The 19,052-nt window shown below is 34.4% G+C and carries 14 protein-coding genes, 3 tRNA genes, 1 pseudogene and 1 other annotated feature; of the genes and pseudogenes, 10 read left to right on the top strand and 8 right to left on the bottom strand.

Going from position 1 to position 19,052, the window contains the following annotated elements; genetic code table 11:
• Positions 1-173: 173 nt before the first annotated feature.
• Both STRIC_RS02095 and STRIC_RS02100 read right to left on the bottom strand, forming a co-directional pair.
• Entirely contained in the window at positions 174-947 is a 774-nt protein-coding gene (locus tag STRIC_RS02095) for a ParB/RepB/Spo0J family partition protein (protein ID WP_008087705.1), read from the bottom strand.
• A 74-nt stretch (positions 948-1,021) separates the two neighbouring features.
• Positions 1,022-2,239, bottom strand: coding sequence for a S1C family serine protease (locus STRIC_RS02100; protein ID WP_008087549.1), 1,218 nt, complete (start codon positions 2,237-2,239; stop codon positions 1,022-1,024).
• A 209-nt stretch (positions 2,240-2,448) separates the two neighbouring features.
• Here STRIC_RS02100 and rlmH point away from each other — a divergent pair, with 209 nt between their 5' ends.
• A complete protein-coding gene (gene rlmH, locus STRIC_RS02105; protein ID WP_008087630.1) occupies positions 2,449-2,928 on the top strand; it encodes a 23S rRNA (pseudouridine(1915)-N(3))-methyltransferase RlmH in 480 nt (159 codons plus the stop codon).
• A gap of 67 nt (positions 2,929-2,995) precedes the next feature.
• Here rlmH and STRIC_RS02110 read toward each other — a convergent pair.
• A tRNA-Arg gene (locus tag STRIC_RS02110) sits at positions 2,996-3,069 on the bottom strand.
• A 281-nt stretch (positions 3,070-3,350) separates the two neighbouring features.
• On the opposite strand from STRIC_RS02110, the pseudogene STRIC_RS02115 reads away from it, so the two are divergent.
• From STRIC_RS02115 to STRIC_RS02125, 3 genes and pseudogenes are all read left to right on the top strand, one after another.
• Positions 3,351-4,372: pseudogene (locus STRIC_RS02115) on the top strand (IS30 family transposase).
• Positions 4,373-4,535: 163 nt separating this feature from the next.
• A tRNA-Glu gene (locus STRIC_RS02120) sits at positions 4,536-4,607 on the top strand.
• Positions 4,608-4,641: 34 nt separating this feature from the next.
• Positions 4,642-4,714: transfer RNA gene (locus STRIC_RS02125), tRNA-Asn, on the top strand.
• A 114-nt stretch (positions 4,715-4,828) separates the two neighbouring features.
• Here STRIC_RS02125 and STRIC_RS02130 read toward each other — a convergent pair.
• From STRIC_RS02130 to STRIC_RS02140, 3 genes are all read right to left on the bottom strand, one after another.
• Positions 4,829-7,429, bottom strand: coding sequence for a YfhO family protein (locus STRIC_RS02130; protein ID WP_008087718.1), 2,601 nt, complete (start codon positions 7,427-7,429; stop codon positions 4,829-4,831).
• 59 nt (positions 7,430-7,488) lie between these two features.
• Entirely contained in the window at positions 7,489-9,108 is a 1,620-nt protein-coding gene (locus STRIC_RS02135; protein ID WP_008087618.1) for an ATP-binding cassette domain-containing protein, read from the bottom strand.
• Positions 9,109-9,187: 79 nt separating this feature from the next.
• Entirely contained in the window at positions 9,188-10,060 is an 873-nt protein-coding gene (locus STRIC_RS02140; protein ID WP_040831873.1) for a YitT family protein, read from the bottom strand.
• A gap of 123 nt (positions 10,061-10,183) precedes the next feature.
• Positions 10,184-10,424: a binding site (T-box leader), on the top strand.
• A 52-nt stretch (positions 10,425-10,476) separates the two neighbouring features.
• Between STRIC_RS02140 and trpS the strand changes: the two genes are divergently transcribed.
• The 4 genes from trpS (at position 10,477) to STRIC_RS02160 (ending at position 14,790) form a co-directional block, all read left to right on the top strand.
• On the top strand, positions 10,477-11,499 hold the full coding sequence (gene trpS, locus STRIC_RS02145) for a tryptophan--tRNA ligase (protein WP_008087735.1): 1,023 nt from the start codon (positions 10,477-10,479) through the stop codon (positions 11,497-11,499).
• A gap of 119 nt (positions 11,500-11,618) precedes the next feature.
• Positions 11,619-12,071 (top strand): helix-turn-helix transcriptional regulator, encoded by a 453-nt coding sequence (locus tag STRIC_RS02150; protein WP_008087582.1) that lies wholly within the window; start codon positions 11,619-11,621, stop codon positions 12,069-12,071.
• Between the two features lie 184 nt (positions 12,072-12,255).
• Complete coding sequence (gene guaB / locus STRIC_RS02155; protein WP_008087729.1) at positions 12,256-13,737, top strand: IMP dehydrogenase; 1,482 nt, start codon at positions 12,256-12,258, stop codon at positions 13,735-13,737.
• Positions 13,738-13,926: 189 nt separating this feature from the next.
• On the top strand, positions 13,927-14,790 hold the full coding sequence (locus STRIC_RS02160; RefSeq protein ID WP_040831848.1) for a GRP family sugar transporter: 864 nt from the start codon (positions 13,927-13,929) through the stop codon (positions 14,788-14,790).
• A 49-nt stretch (positions 14,791-14,839) separates the two neighbouring features.
• Here the strand turns inward: STRIC_RS02160 and recF are convergent, their stop codons facing one another.
• A complete protein-coding gene (gene recF / locus STRIC_RS02165) occupies positions 14,840-15,934 on the bottom strand; it encodes a DNA replication/repair protein RecF (protein ID WP_008087691.1) in 1,095 nt (364 codons plus the stop codon).
• Position 15,935: 1 nt separating this feature from the next.
• Positions 15,936-16,325 carry a S4 domain-containing protein YaaA gene (gene yaaA / locus STRIC_RS02170; RefSeq protein ID WP_008087765.1) on the bottom strand — a complete coding sequence of 130 codons (390 nt, stop codon included), beginning with the start codon at positions 16,323-16,325 and terminating at the stop codon, positions 15,936-15,938.
• A 170-nt stretch (positions 16,326-16,495) separates the two neighbouring features.
• On the opposite strand from yaaA, the gene yfmF reads away from it, so the two are divergent.
• Both yfmF and yfmH read left to right on the top strand, forming a co-directional pair.
• Positions 16,496-17,740, top strand: a complete 1,245-nt coding sequence (yfmF, locus tag STRIC_RS02175; protein WP_008087583.1) for an EF-P 5-aminopentanol modification-associated protein YfmF — start codon at positions 16,496-16,498, stop codon at positions 17,738-17,740.
• Positions 17,741-19,024 carry an EF-P 5-aminopentanol modification-associated protein YfmH gene (gene yfmH, locus STRIC_RS02180; protein WP_008087684.1) on the top strand — a complete coding sequence of 428 codons (1,284 nt, stop codon included), beginning with the start codon at positions 17,741-17,743 and terminating at the stop codon, positions 19,022-19,024.
• Positions 19,025-19,052 lie beyond the last annotated feature (28 nt).

The raw sequence follows: 19,052 nt of genomic DNA on the forward strand, positions 1-19,052 counted from the left end.
CACAAAGCTCAAAGAAAAGTTTATAGTTACCCACAAGCTGTGGAAATCCTATACACATTGTTAACTGGAGTTTTCCACAAGCTGTGGAAAGTAAAATATTAAAGATAAAATCAAGGTTTTTGTCTATTTTTGGCTGTGGAAAAAGAAAACTAAAAAAACAGACTATCAACAAGCTAAATAAGCTTGTTGATAATTCTGTTTAATTCTTCTTCATTGGAAAAAACTAACTGCACATGGCCACTACCATCTTTTTTCAATTGTAAACTTGAGGGCAATCCTAAAGATTTTGAAATCTTTTTTTCTAAATGGTCACAAAAAATATCTTTTGGTTTAGAATGTGTTTTTTTATTAGTCCCAGATTTGACAATATCTTCTAATTGTCGGACACTAAGTCCATCTTCTATAATTTTCTTGAACCAATATTCTTGTGTTTTGGAATCTGATAGAGCTAGTAAAGTTCGTGCATGACCTGCACTGATTTGCCCCTTTTCGACAGCAATAATCATATGAACTGGCAATTGTAGTAATCTCAAGGTATTGCTAATGTAGGGACGTGACTTCCCCATATATTTAGCGACTTCTTCATGTGTTAGTTTATTTTCTTCAATTAAAAGTTGATAAGCTTTTGCTTCTTCAATAGCATTTAAATCTGAGCGTTGAAGGTTTTCCACGATAGCTTGCTGCATGCTCTCTAAATTGGACATTTCTTTAACGATAGCAGGTAACTGTTTTAAACCAGCTATTTTCGATGCTTTAAACCGTCTTTCTCCAGCAACTAACTCATAGCCAAAAATTTTTGATTTTCTAACAATGATTGGTTGAATGAGCCCGTTCATTTTGATTGAATTGGCTAAATCATCCAATTCTTTTTGATTAAATTGAAGTCTTGGTTGATAAGGATTAGCTACTATATCTTCAATTGGAATGTGTATTAATACTTCTTTCATAGTTACCTTTCGTCATGAAAAAATACCTTTACAATATTGTAAAGGTATTTGACAAACATTGTCAAGTAAATGTATTACTCTTTTTTAGTCAGATCTTTGGTTGTCTTGGATAGCTTAATGTCAACTTTTTTCTTACTAGTTCCTCTATAGAAGCTTATCTTGATAGTATCATTGATATTTTGTCCATATAAGATACTTTGTAAATCACTGATAGAAGCGACATTTTTACCATTAATTTCTGTAATAACATCATATTGTTGTAATTTTCCATTAGCTGGCATGCCTTCTTGAACAGAAGCAACAACAATCCCATTTGTGACACTAGTTGGAATATTTATTTGACTCAAAGCATTGGTAGATAAGTCATTTAGGTTTACCATTGAAATTCCTAAAGCGGGACGTACAACTTCTCCGCTTGCTTCAAGTTGTTCAATGATTTTAACCACATCACTTGACGGAATAGCAAATCCAATACCTTCTACAGTACCATTACCACCTGCTGGTGTGGATGAAATTTTACTAGAATTGATACCAATGACTTGTCCTTCAATGTTAATCAATGGTCCACCAGAATTTCCTGGATTGATAGCAGCATCTGTTTGAATGGCATTTGTTGAGACTGTTTCGCCATTTTCATTTCTCAAGGTTACAGTTCTACTTAAACTGGAAACAATACCTTCAGTAACTGAATTAGCATACTCTGTACCAAGCGGGCTACCAATAGCAATGGCTACTTCCCCGATATTAATTTTTGTTGAATCCGCAAATTCTGCGGTTGTTTTAATCTTGTCAGATGAAATCTTGACAACAGCTAAATCAGAATAAGTATCCGATCCGACTAATTCACCAACTACTTTTGTACCATCGGCCATAAGAATTTCAATTCTTTCAGCACCATCAATAACATGGTTATTAGTTACTAGATAGGCATATTTGCCTTCTTTTTTATAAATAACTCCGGAACCTTCACTAAAGATGCTATAGTCATTATCTTTTTCTTGAGAAGGGCTTTGCTCACCAAAAAGTTCGCTATAAGGATTAGTAAGTGCTGCTGAGTTATCTTTTTTATAATTGATAACAGAGACAACAGCATTTTGCACGACTTTGACGGCTTTAGTTGTATTAGTAGTGTTATTGTAATGGACTTTACTCGTAATTGCTGATTTTTCGGAACCAGATTTAACCAATTCTGTTTGATTGGTATTGGTCATTACAAAAAAGGCTAAAATTCCTCCAATAAAGCCAATTAACAATACCCACAATGACTTTAAAAATTGTTTAAGTGTTGACACATGACCACCTCCAAATGTTTTTTATTAGCTTATAAAACTTTGCTTAATTATACCTTAAAAGATGTAAAAAGAAAAGTAATCCACAGCTTGTGGAAAACTTTCAGATAGCTATCAGAAAATGCTTGATATCAGAGTATTTTTAACGATTATACAGAAGTTAACATGTGGATAAACTGTGAAAAGAATCTTTTCTATGATACAATAAAGGCATGAAAATAAAAGTTATATGTGTTGGAAAATTAAAAGAGCATTATTTAAAAGATGGTCTTTCAGAGTATCAAAAACGTCTTTCACGATTTTGTCAATTTGAAATGATTGAACTAGTAGATGAAAAAACTCCCGATAAAGCAAGCAATGCTGAAAATCAACTGATTATGGAAAAAGAAGCCGATCGCATTGAAAAGAAAATTGGTCAACGTGATTTTGTTATTGCTTTGGCAATTGAAGGAAAACAGTTTCCCTCAGAAAAATTTAGTCAGCTAATAACAGATACCACCGTTAATGGTTACTCTGATATTACTTTTATTATTGGTGGTAGTCTGGGATTAGCCCCTAAAATAAAAAAGAGAGCTAATCTGTTGATGAGTTTTGGTCTTTTGACTTTACCACATCAATTAATGCGTTTAGTCTTAGTTGAACAAATTTATCGTGCTTTTATGATACAACAAGGTAGCCCTTATCATAAATAAGTTTTTGTTTCATGTGAAACAAAAAAAGAAGTGCTCTAAATAAAGATGCACTTATTTTTGTAGATGATGATCTCAGCAGGATTCGAACCTGCGACCGTTCGCTTAGAAGGCGAATGCTCTATCCAGCTGAGCTATGAGACCTCAACTTCATCATTTTAACAAAAAATAGGGGCTTCTGTCAATGGGCTGTAAGGAAAAATACTAATACTATCTAAAAAAAATATTAGTATGAAAACAAAATGAGTTAAAAATGTTATTATAGATTTTCTGGGAAGAACATTTTTCATCTAAAAATAAGATAGAGCATGCTTTAATTAAGTAATATCAAAAATTAACCCGCGTTGTAAAATGAAGTGCAACAAAAAAGACATGTTCGTCTGATATACTAGAATTCCCCAATTCAGTATGGAAAGCAGATGAACATGTCCAACATTAATTCTACCAGAAAATCATCCTATTCTCATCTTTCAGCCACAGAACGGGGTGAAATTGCTGCTTATCTTAAAATGGGAAAGAAACCCGCTGAGATTGCTCGACTCTTGGGTCGTCACCGTTCTACAATCTGCCGAGAAATAAAACGTGGTTCAGTAGAACAGGTAAAGGATAAGAATGGAAAACAAACCTTCTTCAACGCCTATTTCGCTGATAGTGGGCAACGTGTCTATGAAACCAATCGTCAAAAGAGTTCTTATCTCAAGTTGAATGACTGCTCCGCTAGATTCATTGAACAATTAGAATCTGCCTTGACGGCTAACATTCGTCTCCATAGTGTGGATAGTTTTGTTCAGACTTACAAAGTGAACCATCCTGAAGAAGTCGTCCCCTCTACCAAAATGATTTATCGTTATATCAAAGAGGGGGTATTAGCTATTAAACCAATCGATTTGCCTAAGATGGTTAGTATCAGAAAACGTTCTAAGAAAGTCATGAAGACGAATAAGAAGACTTTAGGTAAATCTATCGAAGAACGTCCAGAATATATTAATGATCGTTCTGAATTTGGGCATTGGGAGATTGATTTGGTTCTCGGCAAGAAAACCAAGGTGAAGCTGTTATGTTGACTTTGGTAGAGCGCCAGACACGCTATGCACTAGGAGTTAAGCTAGAAGACAAGCAGTCCCAAACCATTAACCGTGCTGTCACGCATCTCATCAGTCAGTATCCTATTGCATCCATCACAGCGGATAATGGTTCTGAGTTTAGTTTACTCTCAAACTTAGAAGCTGTTGAAGTTTACTTTGCACATCCCTATTCTTCACATGAGAGAGGAAAAAACGAGAACTTCAATGGCCTCCTCAGAGAATATGTCCCTAAAGGAGTCTCACTTAATCCACTAACCTCTGAAGAACTTGACAATTATATTACTGCCATCAATGAGCGCCCAAGACGACTTCTTCAATATCAATCCTCAAAATTCCTGTTTGAGCTATCCCGAACAGCTTAACATCTGGAACTCTAGTTATCTATGAACTGGTTGCACTTGACTTGACAACTTGCGTATCAAAAAATATTGAAAAAAATTCAAATTTTTTCGAAAAAAGTATAGACAAATAAAATTAGTCTGCTATAATAATAAGAGTGTTAAGGAGAACTTCTCCAAAACTTCTGGTCCGTTGGTCAAGGGGTTAAGACACCGCCTTTTCACGGCGGTAACACGGGTTCGAATCCCGTACGGACTATCAGAATTGTCGAGAAGACAATTTTTTTATTTTTCCGGCATAGCTCAGTTGGTAGTAGCGCATGACTGTTAATCATGATGTCGTAGGTTCGAGTCCTACTGCCGGTGATAAGATATTTCCTGAGTTTTACTTAGGATTTTTTTGAACTGTGATAGCCTGTTAAAATTATAAATATAAGAAAAGATGCATCAGATATTTATCTGATGCATCTTTTAGTAGGGTTAAATAAGCTCTCTGACAACATTTTTAATGCTTAAAACTTCACAGTACCGTTTTACTAGTAAAAGATAGATAAGAAGGCTTAGAAATGATATCGAGATGCCTAGAATGAATCCTTGTGGAATAAAAGTCAATGTAAGGACTCCTTCTCCTTTAGGGACAGCAACTTTTATAAAGCCATCCTGTGCTCTTTGGATAGGAACTGACTTTTTACCCAATTTGGCTTTCCAACCTTTATCATATGGAATTGTAAAAAGTAGAGAAGCTTTTGTTTTAGAGTGATAGTGACTAATGATTTTATTTTTTTGAACCACAGTTTCTACTTTTTTAGCTTTAATATCATGAATAGCAGTTGTTAAAGAATTGATATCTAGGCTATAAAAATGAGGTTGATTCACCGTGATCTGTTTATTATTTGGAAAGATAAAGTCGACTGAAACAGTACTTTGCTTTTGAAAATAGCCTAGATCAAAAAAGCTAAAAGCATTATCTGTCGTATAATGGTAGGCGTGATTATTAACTCGAATAGTAATATTTTTACTATTGGGATTTGTGAATTGGATATTTGGTAAGCTAACGTAAAGTTGTTTATTGTTAGGAACTACTACTTGATAACTAATGATAGTTGGAACATTGCTATGAATTGCTTTACTTGACACTTGCTGGTTAAATAACTGTGCATTAGAAGTAAGTCGTGATGGCTCTAATTTAAAATAGGTGTATTCTTGTCCACTTAATTGGTTTAAAAAACGTGTTTGATTGTCAAGTGTATTGACACTTAAGTTGACATCTTTGTAAATCGTATTTGTCAAGATACCTAATGGTAAATCATAAGTATTTTGATAGAGATAGGTTTGTTTATTTTTTTTAATCTGATGAAAACCAAATTTATTAAGTTTTTGCTGACTTAGATTGTACTTAACACTTAAGAGGCTATCCATGAGAAGGGTATTATTTTGGTACCTTAGATTTAAGTTTGTGCCATCAGAACGATATCCCAAGCGATTTAATAGAGAACTGGACTTGCGGTTTCTTACTGATGAAAATTGAGAGACACCTCTGTAATTAAATTTCATGCTATCATTACCGGTTTGAGGTATTTGACGTTCCATTCGAAAGAATGGTTTATCTTTTTTAGAAACTCCTTTGACAAGACTGTCAATTTCTTTTAAATGTCTTGCATAACCTTCTCTACTTGGAAATACCCATTCCTTGTTAATACCACTTAATTGATAAGAACTATTAATTCCTAGCTCAAGGCAAGTAAATAATAGTGTAAACATCTTTAACATCTTTGTAAAGCTTTGCTTTTCTTGATTTAGTAAGAATAAAAGAGTATAAACTGTTAAGAATAGAAGGCTTAAAAAAAAGAGTCCTATTTGCAGAAATTGATATTTTTGGATAAATAAGTAGGGGAGGCTTAGTAAAAGACAAAGTAGTGTAAAAGACAATAAAAGTTGTTTTTTCTTAAAGTATTTTTCTTGATTTAAGACTTTAGCCGCTAAAGTTAAGATGATAATAGAAAAAGTCCAACTATAGCGATGTAAAAACATATTTGGGGCATGCATGCCTTGCCAGAGTAGATCTAATGGTTGAAGATAAAAGCTACTGATAATAAAACTAAGTAATAAGCCATAAGCTAATTTGATTTGCCATGAAACTGATTTTAGAGTGAAGAAAAGACAACTCAAATAAAGAGGAAGGATACCGGTATAAATCATAGGTATGGCATCGAATTTAGTGGTATCATAAGCTCCTACTGATAATTTTGCTAATAAATCAAAGTACCAAGATTTATCTGTCAAGATTTGGTCAAAGTGTGTAAAGCTTTCACCATAACTTGATAGATCTAAATAGGTAGGAATAAGCATAAAAGAACTGGTTAAAGCAGACAATAGGGAAATTATGACAAACATAAAAAAGGGGACTAAACGCTTTTTCCACGATTTTATTTCAAGAAGATTGATAAGACAATAAAGGAGTAAAAAGATAGCAACCATGTATCCAAAATAGTAGTTAAGGATAAAAAGGGAACTTAAGGAAAAGTAGTAAAGCGCTGTTTTTCCTTCTTTGAGTAAAAGATGAATCCCCAGCAGTATTAATGGCAAAATGATAAAGACATCTAGCCAACTATTTAGTTCTAATTGACTAGTGACAAAGCTCATTAGGCTATAAGAAATGGATAGAGAAAGGGTAAGATAAGCTTTAATTTTAGGGTAAATGCGACCAAAGGAAAAATATGAGGATAGACCCATTAGACCAAACTTCAGAAGGGTTAAGAGGTAGATGGCATCGGGCATAGACTGTAAATCAAAGAAGTAAACTAAAGGAGACAAAGGACTTCCTAAATAATAACTTATTAATGCCCAAAAATTTAACCCTAAACCACTCGTGAAAGTGTAAAAGAGACTATCTGTACCATGTAAAATATTTCTTAAAGTTTGAGCAAAAATCACATATTGATGAAAGCCATCACTAGCTAAAATGGTATTACTTCCTTGATAAGAAATTCCAAATGGTAAAAGGCACAGCCATAAAATAAGTATTGGTAGAAAAAAACTAGCCAGATAATAACATAAGGATTTCGTTTTCCTTCTTTTCATAAGTAAATTTGACTTTCTTTTGATTGAAAAAATACTAGAGCGAAATCGCCCTAGTATTTTTAATTCCAAAGTTGTGCTACTCGAGCTTGGACTTCTTCATTTTCAAGGAATTCATCGTAAGTTTCATCAATACGATCAATGACACCATTTTTAGAAATCACAACGATGTGGTTAGCAATTGTTTGAATAAATTCATGGTCATGACTGGCAAAGATAACAGATTCTTTGAAATCTTTAATACCATCATTCAGACTGGAAATAGATTCCAAATCCAAGTGGTTAGTAGGGTCATCAAGAATCAAAACATTTGATTTCAACAACATCAATTTAGATAACATGACGCGAACCTTTTCACCACCGGAAAGAACATTAACGGATTTCTTAACTTCGTCTCCAGAAAAGAGCATACGACCTAAGAAACCACGTAAGAAGGTATCATCATCTTCCCCTTTAGCAGCAAATTGACGTACCCATTCTAGGATAGATTCACTTGTCGCAAAATCTTTGCTATTGTCTTTTGGTAAATAAGAGCGACTTGTTGTAACGCCCCATTTGATTGTCCCTTCATAGTCAATGTCATCTGCTAGAGCACGCATCAAAGCAGTCGTTTGAATATCATTTTGTCCAATGATAGCTGCTTTGTCACCTGGACGAAGAATAAAGCTGATATTATCAATGATTTTTTCGCCATCAATAGAAACAGATAAGTTTTCAACAGAAAGGAAGTCATTCCCCATTTCTCGTTCAGCCTTAAAATTGATAAAAGGGTATTTACGACTAGAAGGAATAATTTCTTCCAATTCGATTTTATCAAGCATTTTTTTACGTGATGTTGCTTGTTTAGATTTGGAAGCATTGGCAGAAAAGCGAGCTACGAATTCTTGTAATTCTTTGATTTTTTCTTCTGCTTTAGCATTTCGATCAGATTGAAGACGAGCAGCTAGTTCAGAGGATTGTTTCCAAAAATCATAGTTACCTACAAATAATTTGATTTTTCCAAAGTCTAAGTCAGCCATGTGGGTACAAACTTTGTTTAAGAAGTGACGGTCATGGGATACGACAATAACAGTATTTTCAAAATCAATTAAAAAATCTTCTAACCAGGAAATAGATTGAATATCAAGTCCATTGGTAGGCTCATCCAGAAGAAGGACATCTGGCTTACCAAAAAGTGCTTTGGCAAGGAGAACTTTAACCTTGTCTCCATTGGCTAACTCACTCATGCTTTGATAGTGTAAGTCTTCTGAAATATTTAAGTTTTGTAAGAGTTGAGATGCTTCGCTTTCAGCTTCCCAACCACCTAATTCAGCAAAGGTACCTTCAAGTTCAGCAGCACGTACACCATCTTCTTCTGAAAAATCTTCTTTCATATAGATAGCATCTTTTTCTTTCATAATGCTATAGAGTTGCTCATTTCCCATGATAACAACATCAATAGCGCGTTCTTCTTCATAGTCAAAGTGATTCTGACGAAGGACAGAAAGGCGTTCATTTGGTCCTAAAGAGATAGGACCAGTTGTTGGTTCAATATCTCCTGCTAAGATTTTTAGAAATGTTGATTTTCCAGCACCATTGGCTCCAATAAGTCCATAGGTATTACCGGCTGTAAATTTGATATTAACCTCATCAAAAAGTTTTCGGTCGCTAAAACGTAGCGATACATCAGAAACTGTTAGCAATTTTTCACCTCATATTATTTCTCTAAGCTTCATTGTACCTAAAAAAGCCCCTTTTTTCAATCAGAAAGGGGCTAGGCTATTACATTGGTAATAAAACATCTTTGTCTTCTCTTTTGTATTGTTTGGTCAAGCTAAATCCACGCCCCATAACTTGTGCAGCAGGCATAACAACAATAAAAGCAGTATCATCAATTTCTAGAATTTTTTCTTGTAAAGCAGGAAGTTCATAAGTAGAAACAATGGCCATTAACATGACTTTGTCAGATGTTGTGTAGCCTCCACGAATAGGAATTTTTGTTACACCCCGATCCATCACACCAGTGATATAAGCTTTGATTGCTTGATAGTCTTTGGAAATAATCATAACATTCTTTGATGAATCAAATCCGTTTTCCATAACACTAATCACATAGCCGATTACTAAAAGCCCGATTGTAGAATACATGACATCATCTGCTGAAAGAGCGATCAGTCCCATAAGAACACTTATTCCATCAACGATAGTCATAGCTACTCCTAAAGAAAGTGGCGAATATTTATGTAAGACTTGCGTCAGAATACCGGTACCACCAGTTGAAGAATTTCCCCAAAAAACCATCCCTAATCCAATACCACAGATAATGCCTCCAAAAATAGCTGCTAAAAATTGATTATGTGTAATAGTTGGAAATTGATTAGTTAACCGAATAGCAATAGGGTAGATCCAAGAGCCATATAGGGTTCTTACAAAATTTTGTTTGCCAAGGAAAAAGTAACATAGAATCAATAAAGGAATATTACTTAACATTAAAAAAAGGGAAGGACTGATACCAAATAGAGCTTTAACAACTACAGATATCCCTACCATACCACCAGAAGCAATGTGATTATCTACAAACATGGTGTTAAAACCAATGGCTGTAATAAAAGAACCGATGGTTACCAGTAGAATATCCATTACCCTTTTTTTCATCATTTTAGTTATCTCCTTTAGTAAGCATTAAAATAGTAGACTTATTATCTCTCAAAAGAAGTCATAGAGTCAAGTATTATTTCTAAAAACTGACTTAACTTGACAAACTGTCTAGAATTTCATAGAATATTTTTAAATTAGATGAGTAATTTTTAGTTTGTTTCTAGAGAGTTAGCGGTTGGTGAAAGCTAATAACAAAGAAAATGAATTGGGCTAATGGTTATATTGAAAGGAACGCATAACTTTCAGGTCTGGCACCCCTTATCGTGCAACTTCTAAAGAATTAAGAAGATGATGAGATGATGGAAAAACAGTTCTATCAATTGAGGTGGTACCGCGTATTTATTGTAATCACGCCCTCACGCTGGATGCGTGAGGTTTTTTATTAGCAACTAAATTTACAAAAGGAGAGATAGATGACAAAACCTATTATTTTAACCGGAGATAGACCTACAGGAAAATTACATTTAGGTCACTATGTCGGTTCTTTAAAAAACCGTGTTCTGTTACAAAATGAAGAACGCCATCAGATGTTTGTTTTTTTAGCTGATCAACAAGCTTTGACAGATCATGCTAAGGAATCTGAAATGATTCGTGAATCTATAGGAAATGTAGCTTTAGATTATTTGTCAGTAGGACTTGATCCAAAGAAATCAACACTATTCATTCAAAGTCAAATTCCTGAACTTGCTGAATTGACCATGTATTATATGAATCTTGTTTCATTAGCACGTCTAGAACGTAATCCAACTGTTAAAACAGAAATTGCTCAAAAAGGGTTTGGAGAAAGTATTCCAGCAGGATTCTTAGTTTATCCTATTTCCCAAGCAGCAGATATTACGGCATTTAAGGCAAATCTTGTTCCAGTTGGAACTGATCAAAAACCAATGATTGAACAAACACGTGAAATTGTCCGTAGTTTTAATCATACTTACCAAACAGATTGTCTTGTGGAACCTCAAGGACTCTACCCTGAAAATGAGAAAGCAGGACGACTTCCAGGCTTGGATGGAAATGCTAAAATGTCCAAATCATTGGGAAATGGTATTTATTTATCAGACGATGCAGATACTGTTCGTAAAAAAGTAATGAGTATGTATACTGATCCAAATCATATTCGAGTAGAAGATCCAGGGCAAATTGAAGGTAACATGGTTTTCCATTATTTGGATATTTTTGGTAGGCAAGAAGATAGAGCTGATATCGAGGCTATGAAAGAGCATTATCAAAAAGGTGGTCTTGGTGATGTTAAAACAAAACGTTACTTATTGGAGATTTTAGAACGTGAGTTAGCTCCAATTCGAGAAAGACGATTAGAATATGCCAAAGATATGGGAGAAGTTTTCCGTATGTTAGAAGTAGGTAGCCAAAAAGCACAAGCAGTTGCTGCTCAGACTCTATCAGAAGTCAAGTCTGCGATGGGAATCAATTATTTTTAATTGACATGTCAAAATAAAATGGACAGTAATCCTATCATAAAAAAACAAGTATATGTCAGCAAGCCTGTCTTTACATCAATCGTTATTCCCTGTAAAGTAAAACTAAGAAAGGAGTATACATGTCTTTTAGTAGAGAAATCAAATCTTTAAGAGAAAGAGAGGGGATCACACAAGAAGAAATGGCAAAGCAGCTTACTATTAGCCGGCAAGCTATTTCTAACTGGGAAAATGATCGTCACTTACCAGATATAGAGATGCTTATTCTTATTTCTAAAACTTACAGTATTTCCTTAGATCAGTTAATTTTAGGGGGAGATACTATGACGAAAAAATTAATTAGAGATGGTAGCCAAAACAAACGAGTTGCTATGAAATTGCGAATCTTACGACTAGGTTTTTATTTATTTTTACTTGGTTTAATTTTCTTTGTGATAGGACTTTTAGGTCGTCCGAGTCTTGAACATTTCTTTGCTCAAGCGTCAACTATTTCCTTTACAGGAAGTCTAATTGCCTTTTTAGTTTTAGGCCTTAAAGGAATTGTAGATTTATTGCATCCCATTCAGATACCTTAAGAATATCTCAAGCCAGTTTACCTGGTTTGGGATTTTTAAATAGCTTTTAGTCACCACACTTATACCATATGGGAGAAAAAGAGTCATAATTTGTTGACAAATGATTTTAGCGTGTTATGATAGTAACAATAAAAAATAGACTGGGCTATTATTCCCTAAAAACAATGAAAAGAGGATTATGTTAATGTCAAATTGGGACACTAAATTTTTGAAAAAAGGCTACACCTTTGACGATGTCTTACTTATTCCGGCAGAAAGTCACGTACTTCCAAATGAAGTTAGTTTGAAAACAAAACTGGCCAAAAATTTGACACTAAATATTCCTATTATCACTGCTGCAATGGACACTGTCACAGATAGCAAGATGGCTATTGCTATTGCGCGTGCAGGTGGTTTAGGGGTTGTTCATAAAAATATGTCAATTACTGATCAGGCTGAGGAAGTACGTAAAGTTAAACGTTCTGAAAATGGTGTTATCATTGATCCTTTCTTCTTAACACCTGAGCATAAGGTTTCTGAAGCAGAAGAATTGATGCAACGTTATCGTATTAGTGGTGTTCCAATTGTTGAAACTTTAGCTAATCGTAAATTGGTTGGTATCATCACCAATCGTGACATGCGTTTCATTACAGATTACAATGCACCAATCTCAGAGCACATGACTAGTGAAAAATTAGTAACTGCTGAAGTTGGAACAGATCTTGAAACAGCAGAGCGCATCTTGCATGAGCATCGTATTGAAAAATTACCTTTAGTAGATGATAATGGTCGTCTTTCTGGTTTAATTACAATTAAAGATATTGAAAAAGTGATTGAATTTCCTCATGCTGCCAAAGATGAATTTGGTCGTTTGTTGGTTGCAGCTGCTGTAGGTGTCACTTCAGATACCTTTGAGCGTGCAGAAGCCTTATTTGAAGCTGGTGCTGATGCTATTGTTATTGACACAGCACATGGTCACTCGGCTGGTGTTCTTCGTAAGATTGCTGAAATTCGTGCTCACTTCCCAAATCGTACCTTGATTGCAGGAAATATTGCTACTGCTGAAGGAGCTCGCGCTCTTTATGACGCAGGTGTCGATGTAGTGAAGGTTGGTATTGGACCAGGATCAATTTGTACAACTCGTGTGGTTGTTGGTGTTGGGGTTCCTCAAGTAACAGCTATCTATGATGCAGCAGCGGTGGCGCGTGAATATGGTAAAACCATCATCGCTGATGGGGGAATCAAGTACTCGGGTGATATTGTAAAAGCTCTTGCAGCAGGTGGAAATGCTGTTATGCTTGGCTCAATGTTTGCTGGAACTGATGAAGCTCCAGGTGAGACAGAAATTTATCAAGGTCGTAAATTTAAAACTTATCGTGGAATGGGTTCCATTGCTGCTATGAAGAAAGGCTCAAGTGACCGTTATTTCCAAGGGTCTGTCAATGAAGCAAATAAATTAGTTCCAGAAGGAATTGAAGGACGTGTGGCATACAAAGGGGCTGCTTCAGATATCGTCTTCCAAATGCTAGGTGGTATTCGCTCTGGTATGGGCTATGTCGGAGCTGGTGATATTCAAGAACTTCATGATAATGCACAGTTTGTAGAAATGTCTGGAGCTGGATTGATTGAAAGCCATCCTCATGATGTTCAAATTACAAATGAAGCACCAAATTATTCTGTACATTAAACGTAACTATTTCTCTAAATAAAAGGGCAAGAAGGTAACTTCTTGCCCTTTATTTTTGTGATAAATTATCAGAGCTTTTAGTGACACTATATTGTGTTTTAGACTTAAATGAGCTATAATAAACATTCGAATGAAAGCACTTTAAAAATAGTTCAAAAGTGCGATTTTAATATAAAAGGGGAGATTGTTTTGGAAGTAATATTATATGCACTGGTGCCTATGTTTGCATGGGGTAGTATTGGATTTGTTAGTAATAAAATTGGAGGGAGACCTTCACAACAAACCTTTGGGATGACTTTAGGGGCCTTGTTATTTGCTTTTGTGGTATGGTTAATCGTTAGACCTGAGATGTCAATGAGATTATGGGTCTTTGGTATTTCAGGTGGTATTATTTGGTCAATTGGACAAACGGGACAATTCCATGCGATGCAATACATGGGTGTTTCTGTTGCCAATCCCTTATCTAGTGGTTCTCAGTTAGTACTAGGAAGCTTGATCGGAGTTTTCGTCTTTCATGAATGGACAAAACCTGTTCAATTTATTGTTGGTACCATTGCCCTTTTACTCTTAATTATTGGTTTTTACTTTTCCAGTAAGCAAGATGATAACAATACAGAAAAAAATCAATTACATAATTTTTCTAAAGGTTTTAGAGCATTAACTTACTCTACTATTGGTTACGTCATGTATGCCGTTCTTTTTAACAACATCATGAAATTTGATGTTCTATCAGTCATTCTACCAATGGCAGTAGGGATGGTTTTAGGCGCTACTATGTTTATGTCTTTTAAAGTTTCTTTTGATCAATATGTTATCAAAAATGGTTTGGTAGGTTTACTTTGGGGAATCGGAAACATTTTTATGTTACTGGCAGCCTCTAAGGCAGGTTTAGCTATTGCTTTTAGTTTTTCTCAATTAGGCGCCATTATTTCTATTATTGGAGGCATTTTATTCCTAGGTGAAACTAAAACCAAAAAAGAAATGCGATGGGTTATTTTGGGGATTATCTGCTTTATTCTAGGTGCCATTTTGCTTGGTATCGTTAAATCGTAAGTATAGAGTATAAAAAGCACTTAAGCTATTGACTTAAGTGCTTTTTATACTAATCAGTTCTCACAGTTCCTTTTTTTATGTTAAAAATTTTCAATGAATCAGGTAATTGTGATAGATGATCTAGACTTGTTGTCGTGATAAAGGTTTGTACATTCTCATTAATGACTGTTTCAAGCAACTTAGTCTGACGTGTATTATCTAGTTCACTCATAACATCATCTAATAACAAGATGGGATTATCACCTGTTAATCGCTTCATCAGACTGACTTCAGCCATCTTAAGCGATAAAATAAGACTACGGTGTTGTCCTTGACTCGCAAAATTGGCATTCATCCCATTAATGTAAAAGTCAAGATCATCCCGATGAGGCCCAATACTGGTAGACTTTCTAAAAAAATCTTTTTGATGATTCTTTTCTAATTGCTTGAGAAAGTTAGTTTCAATATCAGATTTACAATCAAAGGTGACCGAGGATTGATAAACTAAAGAGAGATTTTCTAAGCCATTAGATATGGCATAATGGTGTTTACTGGCTTCTTGTTCTAGAGAAGCGATAAAATCCATACGATGTTCCATCACACGGCTACCATAGCTAGCCAATTGGTAATCTAAAACGGCTAAGAAATCAGCATCAATTTGTTGAGCGCTTTTTAAATAACTATTACGCTGTTTAAGCACATGATTATAGTGAGATAAATCAGAGAGATAGACAGGTTTGATCTGTCCTAAATCAATGTCAATAAATTTCCGACGAAGACTAGGTGCTCCTTTAATAAGTTGGAGGTCCTCAGGAGCAAACAAGACAACCATCAGTTTTCCAATATAATCGGATAGTTTGGCTTGTTTCAGAGCATTGATTTTGGTAATTCGTCCTTTAGGAGAAAGGATAATATCCAAGTCAAGACGACCACTAACACGTTCAATTGTTCCAGAAAGGGAAAATTGTTCTTCATTAAAGTGAATCAGTTCTTTATCGGTTCGTGTCCGATGACTTCTAGTAAGAGAAAGAAAATAAATCGCTTCAAGGAAATTGGTCTTTCCTTGAGCATTGTTTCCAATGAAAACATTTAAACCTGGTGAAAAACTGGCTGAGATGTCTTGATAGTTGCGATAGTGATGAAGGGTTAATGCTTTAATCCACATGCTATGTCCCCGGGAAGCGAACAGGCTGAGAAGATTTCTTTTTAGTCTTAGACATGGATTTTCGAGAAGGACCAGCAGAGGCTTTCTTTTTATTTTCCTGATTCATTTGTTTAACCAATCTTGCCACACGCTCTTTTTCAGCTAAAGCCTGAGTATGAGCTTCTTGTTCTGCTTGACTAGGTTCAATTAAAGTGATGACTAAATCATGTGATGGAATAGTAATCGTGTCTCCAATTCTGATTTTTTTACCACGTCTTTGTTCTTCTTGGCCATTAAAAAGGACTTGAGTTTCTGCTAAAAATCCTTTAATAGCACCTCCACTTTGGATAATTCCGACTTCTTTTAAGAGTGCCTGTAAAGTGATGAATTCAGTAAATAATTTATATTCCATAATGTTCTCCAATTTATCATTCAAGTCATTATAGCATAAAAGAAGGGTAAATAATAATCCCTAACCTAACACAATTATAGGAGTTCTTAGGGAGGACACACTTATCATTCTACTAAGCAGAATAAAAATGGTATAATCATAGAGATTACACTATTTATTAAGGAAACATTATGAAAATTGTTCAGGGAGTACAACTTCATCTGATAAAAACACAAAAATTTAAAACAAACCAGATTACACTTCGTTTTTCAGGAGATTTAACACAAAAAACAGTAGCTAAAAGGAGCTTAGTTGCTCAAATGTTGGCCACTGCTAATGAGGAGCACCCAACAGCAAAGTTATTTAGAGAAAAATTAGCACAATTATATGGAGCGAGCTTGTCAACTAATGTGTCAACTAAAGGTTTGGTGCATATCGTTGATATTGATATAACCTTTGTTCAAGATAAGTATACGTTTAATGGCGAAAAAATTTTGGGTGAAATCATCCAATTTTTAAAAGCAATGCTCTTTTCACCTCTGATTTCTGTGGCTCAATATCAACCCAAGGTATTTGAAATCGAAAAAAATAATTTAATCAATTATATTGAATCAGACAAAGAGGATTCTTTTTATTATAGTGCTTTAAAAACGAAAGAATTATTTTATGTCAATGATGCTTTACAGGTATCAAAATATGGTACTGCGGACTTAATTGATAAAGAGACAGCTTATACGAGTTATCAAGAATTTCATCGGATGCTGAAGGAAGATCAAATTGATATTTTTGCTTTAGGTGATTTTGATGATTACCGTATTGTTCAATTATTACATCAATTCCCCTTTGAAAATCGTAAAAAGAAATTGGACTTTTTCTATATTCAAAATCCAGTTAATATTGTGAAAGAGTCGATTGAAGAAAGAAGTGTTAATCAAACTATTTTAGAATTAGCTTATCATTTTCCAATTATTTTTGGGCAAAAAGAACACTTTGCTTTGATTCTTTTGAACGGTTTACTAGTTTCTTTTACACACTCTAGATTATTTACCAAAGTTCGTGAAGAAGCAGGGCTAGCTTATCACATTGGTAGTCGCTTTGATGTTTACACTGGTTTGTTTGAAATTTACGCAGGAATTGATGGCCAACATAAAACAAAAGCACTGCAACTAATTATTAAGGAATTAAATGACATCAAAATGGGTGGTTTTTCAAGTAGTCTAATTAAAAAGACTAAACGAATGTTAAAAAATAATGTTCTGTTATCAGAAGACTATAGTAAAACCTTAATTGAAATGTCTTATACCAATTTTTATATTGACCCCAACTACTCTTTGTCAACTTGGATTGACGAGGTTGACAAAGTTAGTAAAGCTGACATTGTGAAAATTGCTAATTTATTAAAGTTGCAAACCTTATATGTTTTGGAAGGAAAGTAAATGACAAAATTAATTAAGAAAGAGTTTTCGCAAATAGGGGAAGAACTTTATTATGGGCAGTTAGACAACGGGTTACAATTATATATTATTAAAAAAACTCATTACTGTGAAAAGACTGCTATGTTTACAGTTAATTACGGATCTATTGACAATAACTTTACAGTTGACGGTAAAAAAATAGTAGCACCAGAAGGAATAGCTCATTTTTTAGAACATAAATTATTTGAAGATGAAAATGGGGAAGATTCAGCTAATAAGTTTACTGAATTAGGCGCAGAAACAAATGCTTTTACAACATTTGATAAAACAAGTTACTTTTTTTCAACAGCAAGGGAATGGGAAAAAAGTTTGGAGCTGCTTCAAGAATTTGTATTAACTCCTAACTTCACAGAAGAGTCTGTTAATCGTGAAAAAAGTATTATAGCCCAAGAAATTGATATGTATCAGGATGATGCAGATTATCAAGCTTATAGTGGAATTTTACGTAATCTTTTTCCTCATACAAGTTTAGCTAGTGATATTGCAGGTACAAAAGAGTCTATCCAAGAAATAACAAGCCATGTCTTGAAAAAGAGTCATAATTACTTTTACCGTCCCTTTAATATGAGCTTATTAATGATTGGTGATATGGACGTTGACACTGTGTTTACAGCAGTAAAAACCTATCAAAGCCAACTGAATCCTCGAAAAAAGATGGCTATTCAAGTAGCACCTTTAGTCTATCACCCTGTTGTTAAGTCAAGTTCCATTGACATGGATGTGTCAACTTCGAAATTGGTAGTAGGATTTCGTGGAAAACTATTGAGTGAGGATTACTCACTTCTAACGTGTCGGTTAGCTCTTAGACTTTTATTGTCTATGTTGTTTGGCTGGACTTCTGAAACTTATCATGAGTGGTATGAGGAAGGGAAGATTGATGATTCTTTTGATTTAGAAATTGAAATCCAAGAACAATTTCAATTTATTTTGATTTCACTTGATACCAATCAACCCATTGCCATGTCTAATTTGATACGAAAAAAACTTGAACTATTTCCTAAGTCAAATGATATTTCAACTGAACATCTTTTACTGTTAAAAAAAGAAATGTATGGAGACTTCGTTCAAAGTTTAGATTCAATTGAGCAATTGACTAGTCAATTTAATCTTTATTTATCATCACATGAGACTTATTTTGATATACCAGCTATTTTAGAAAAATTGACCTTAGAATATATTCTGATTATCGGCAAAGCCTTTTTTAAAACGGTTGAGGTTTCTGATTTCACGGTCTTTCCAAAATAGTTTAAAATCTGCTATAATAGTTTTATTA

Source organism: Streptococcus ictaluri 707-05 (assembly GCF_000188015.2).
GTDB classification, from domain to species: Bacteria; Bacillota; Bacilli; order Lactobacillales; family Streptococcaceae; genus Streptococcus; species Streptococcus ictaluri.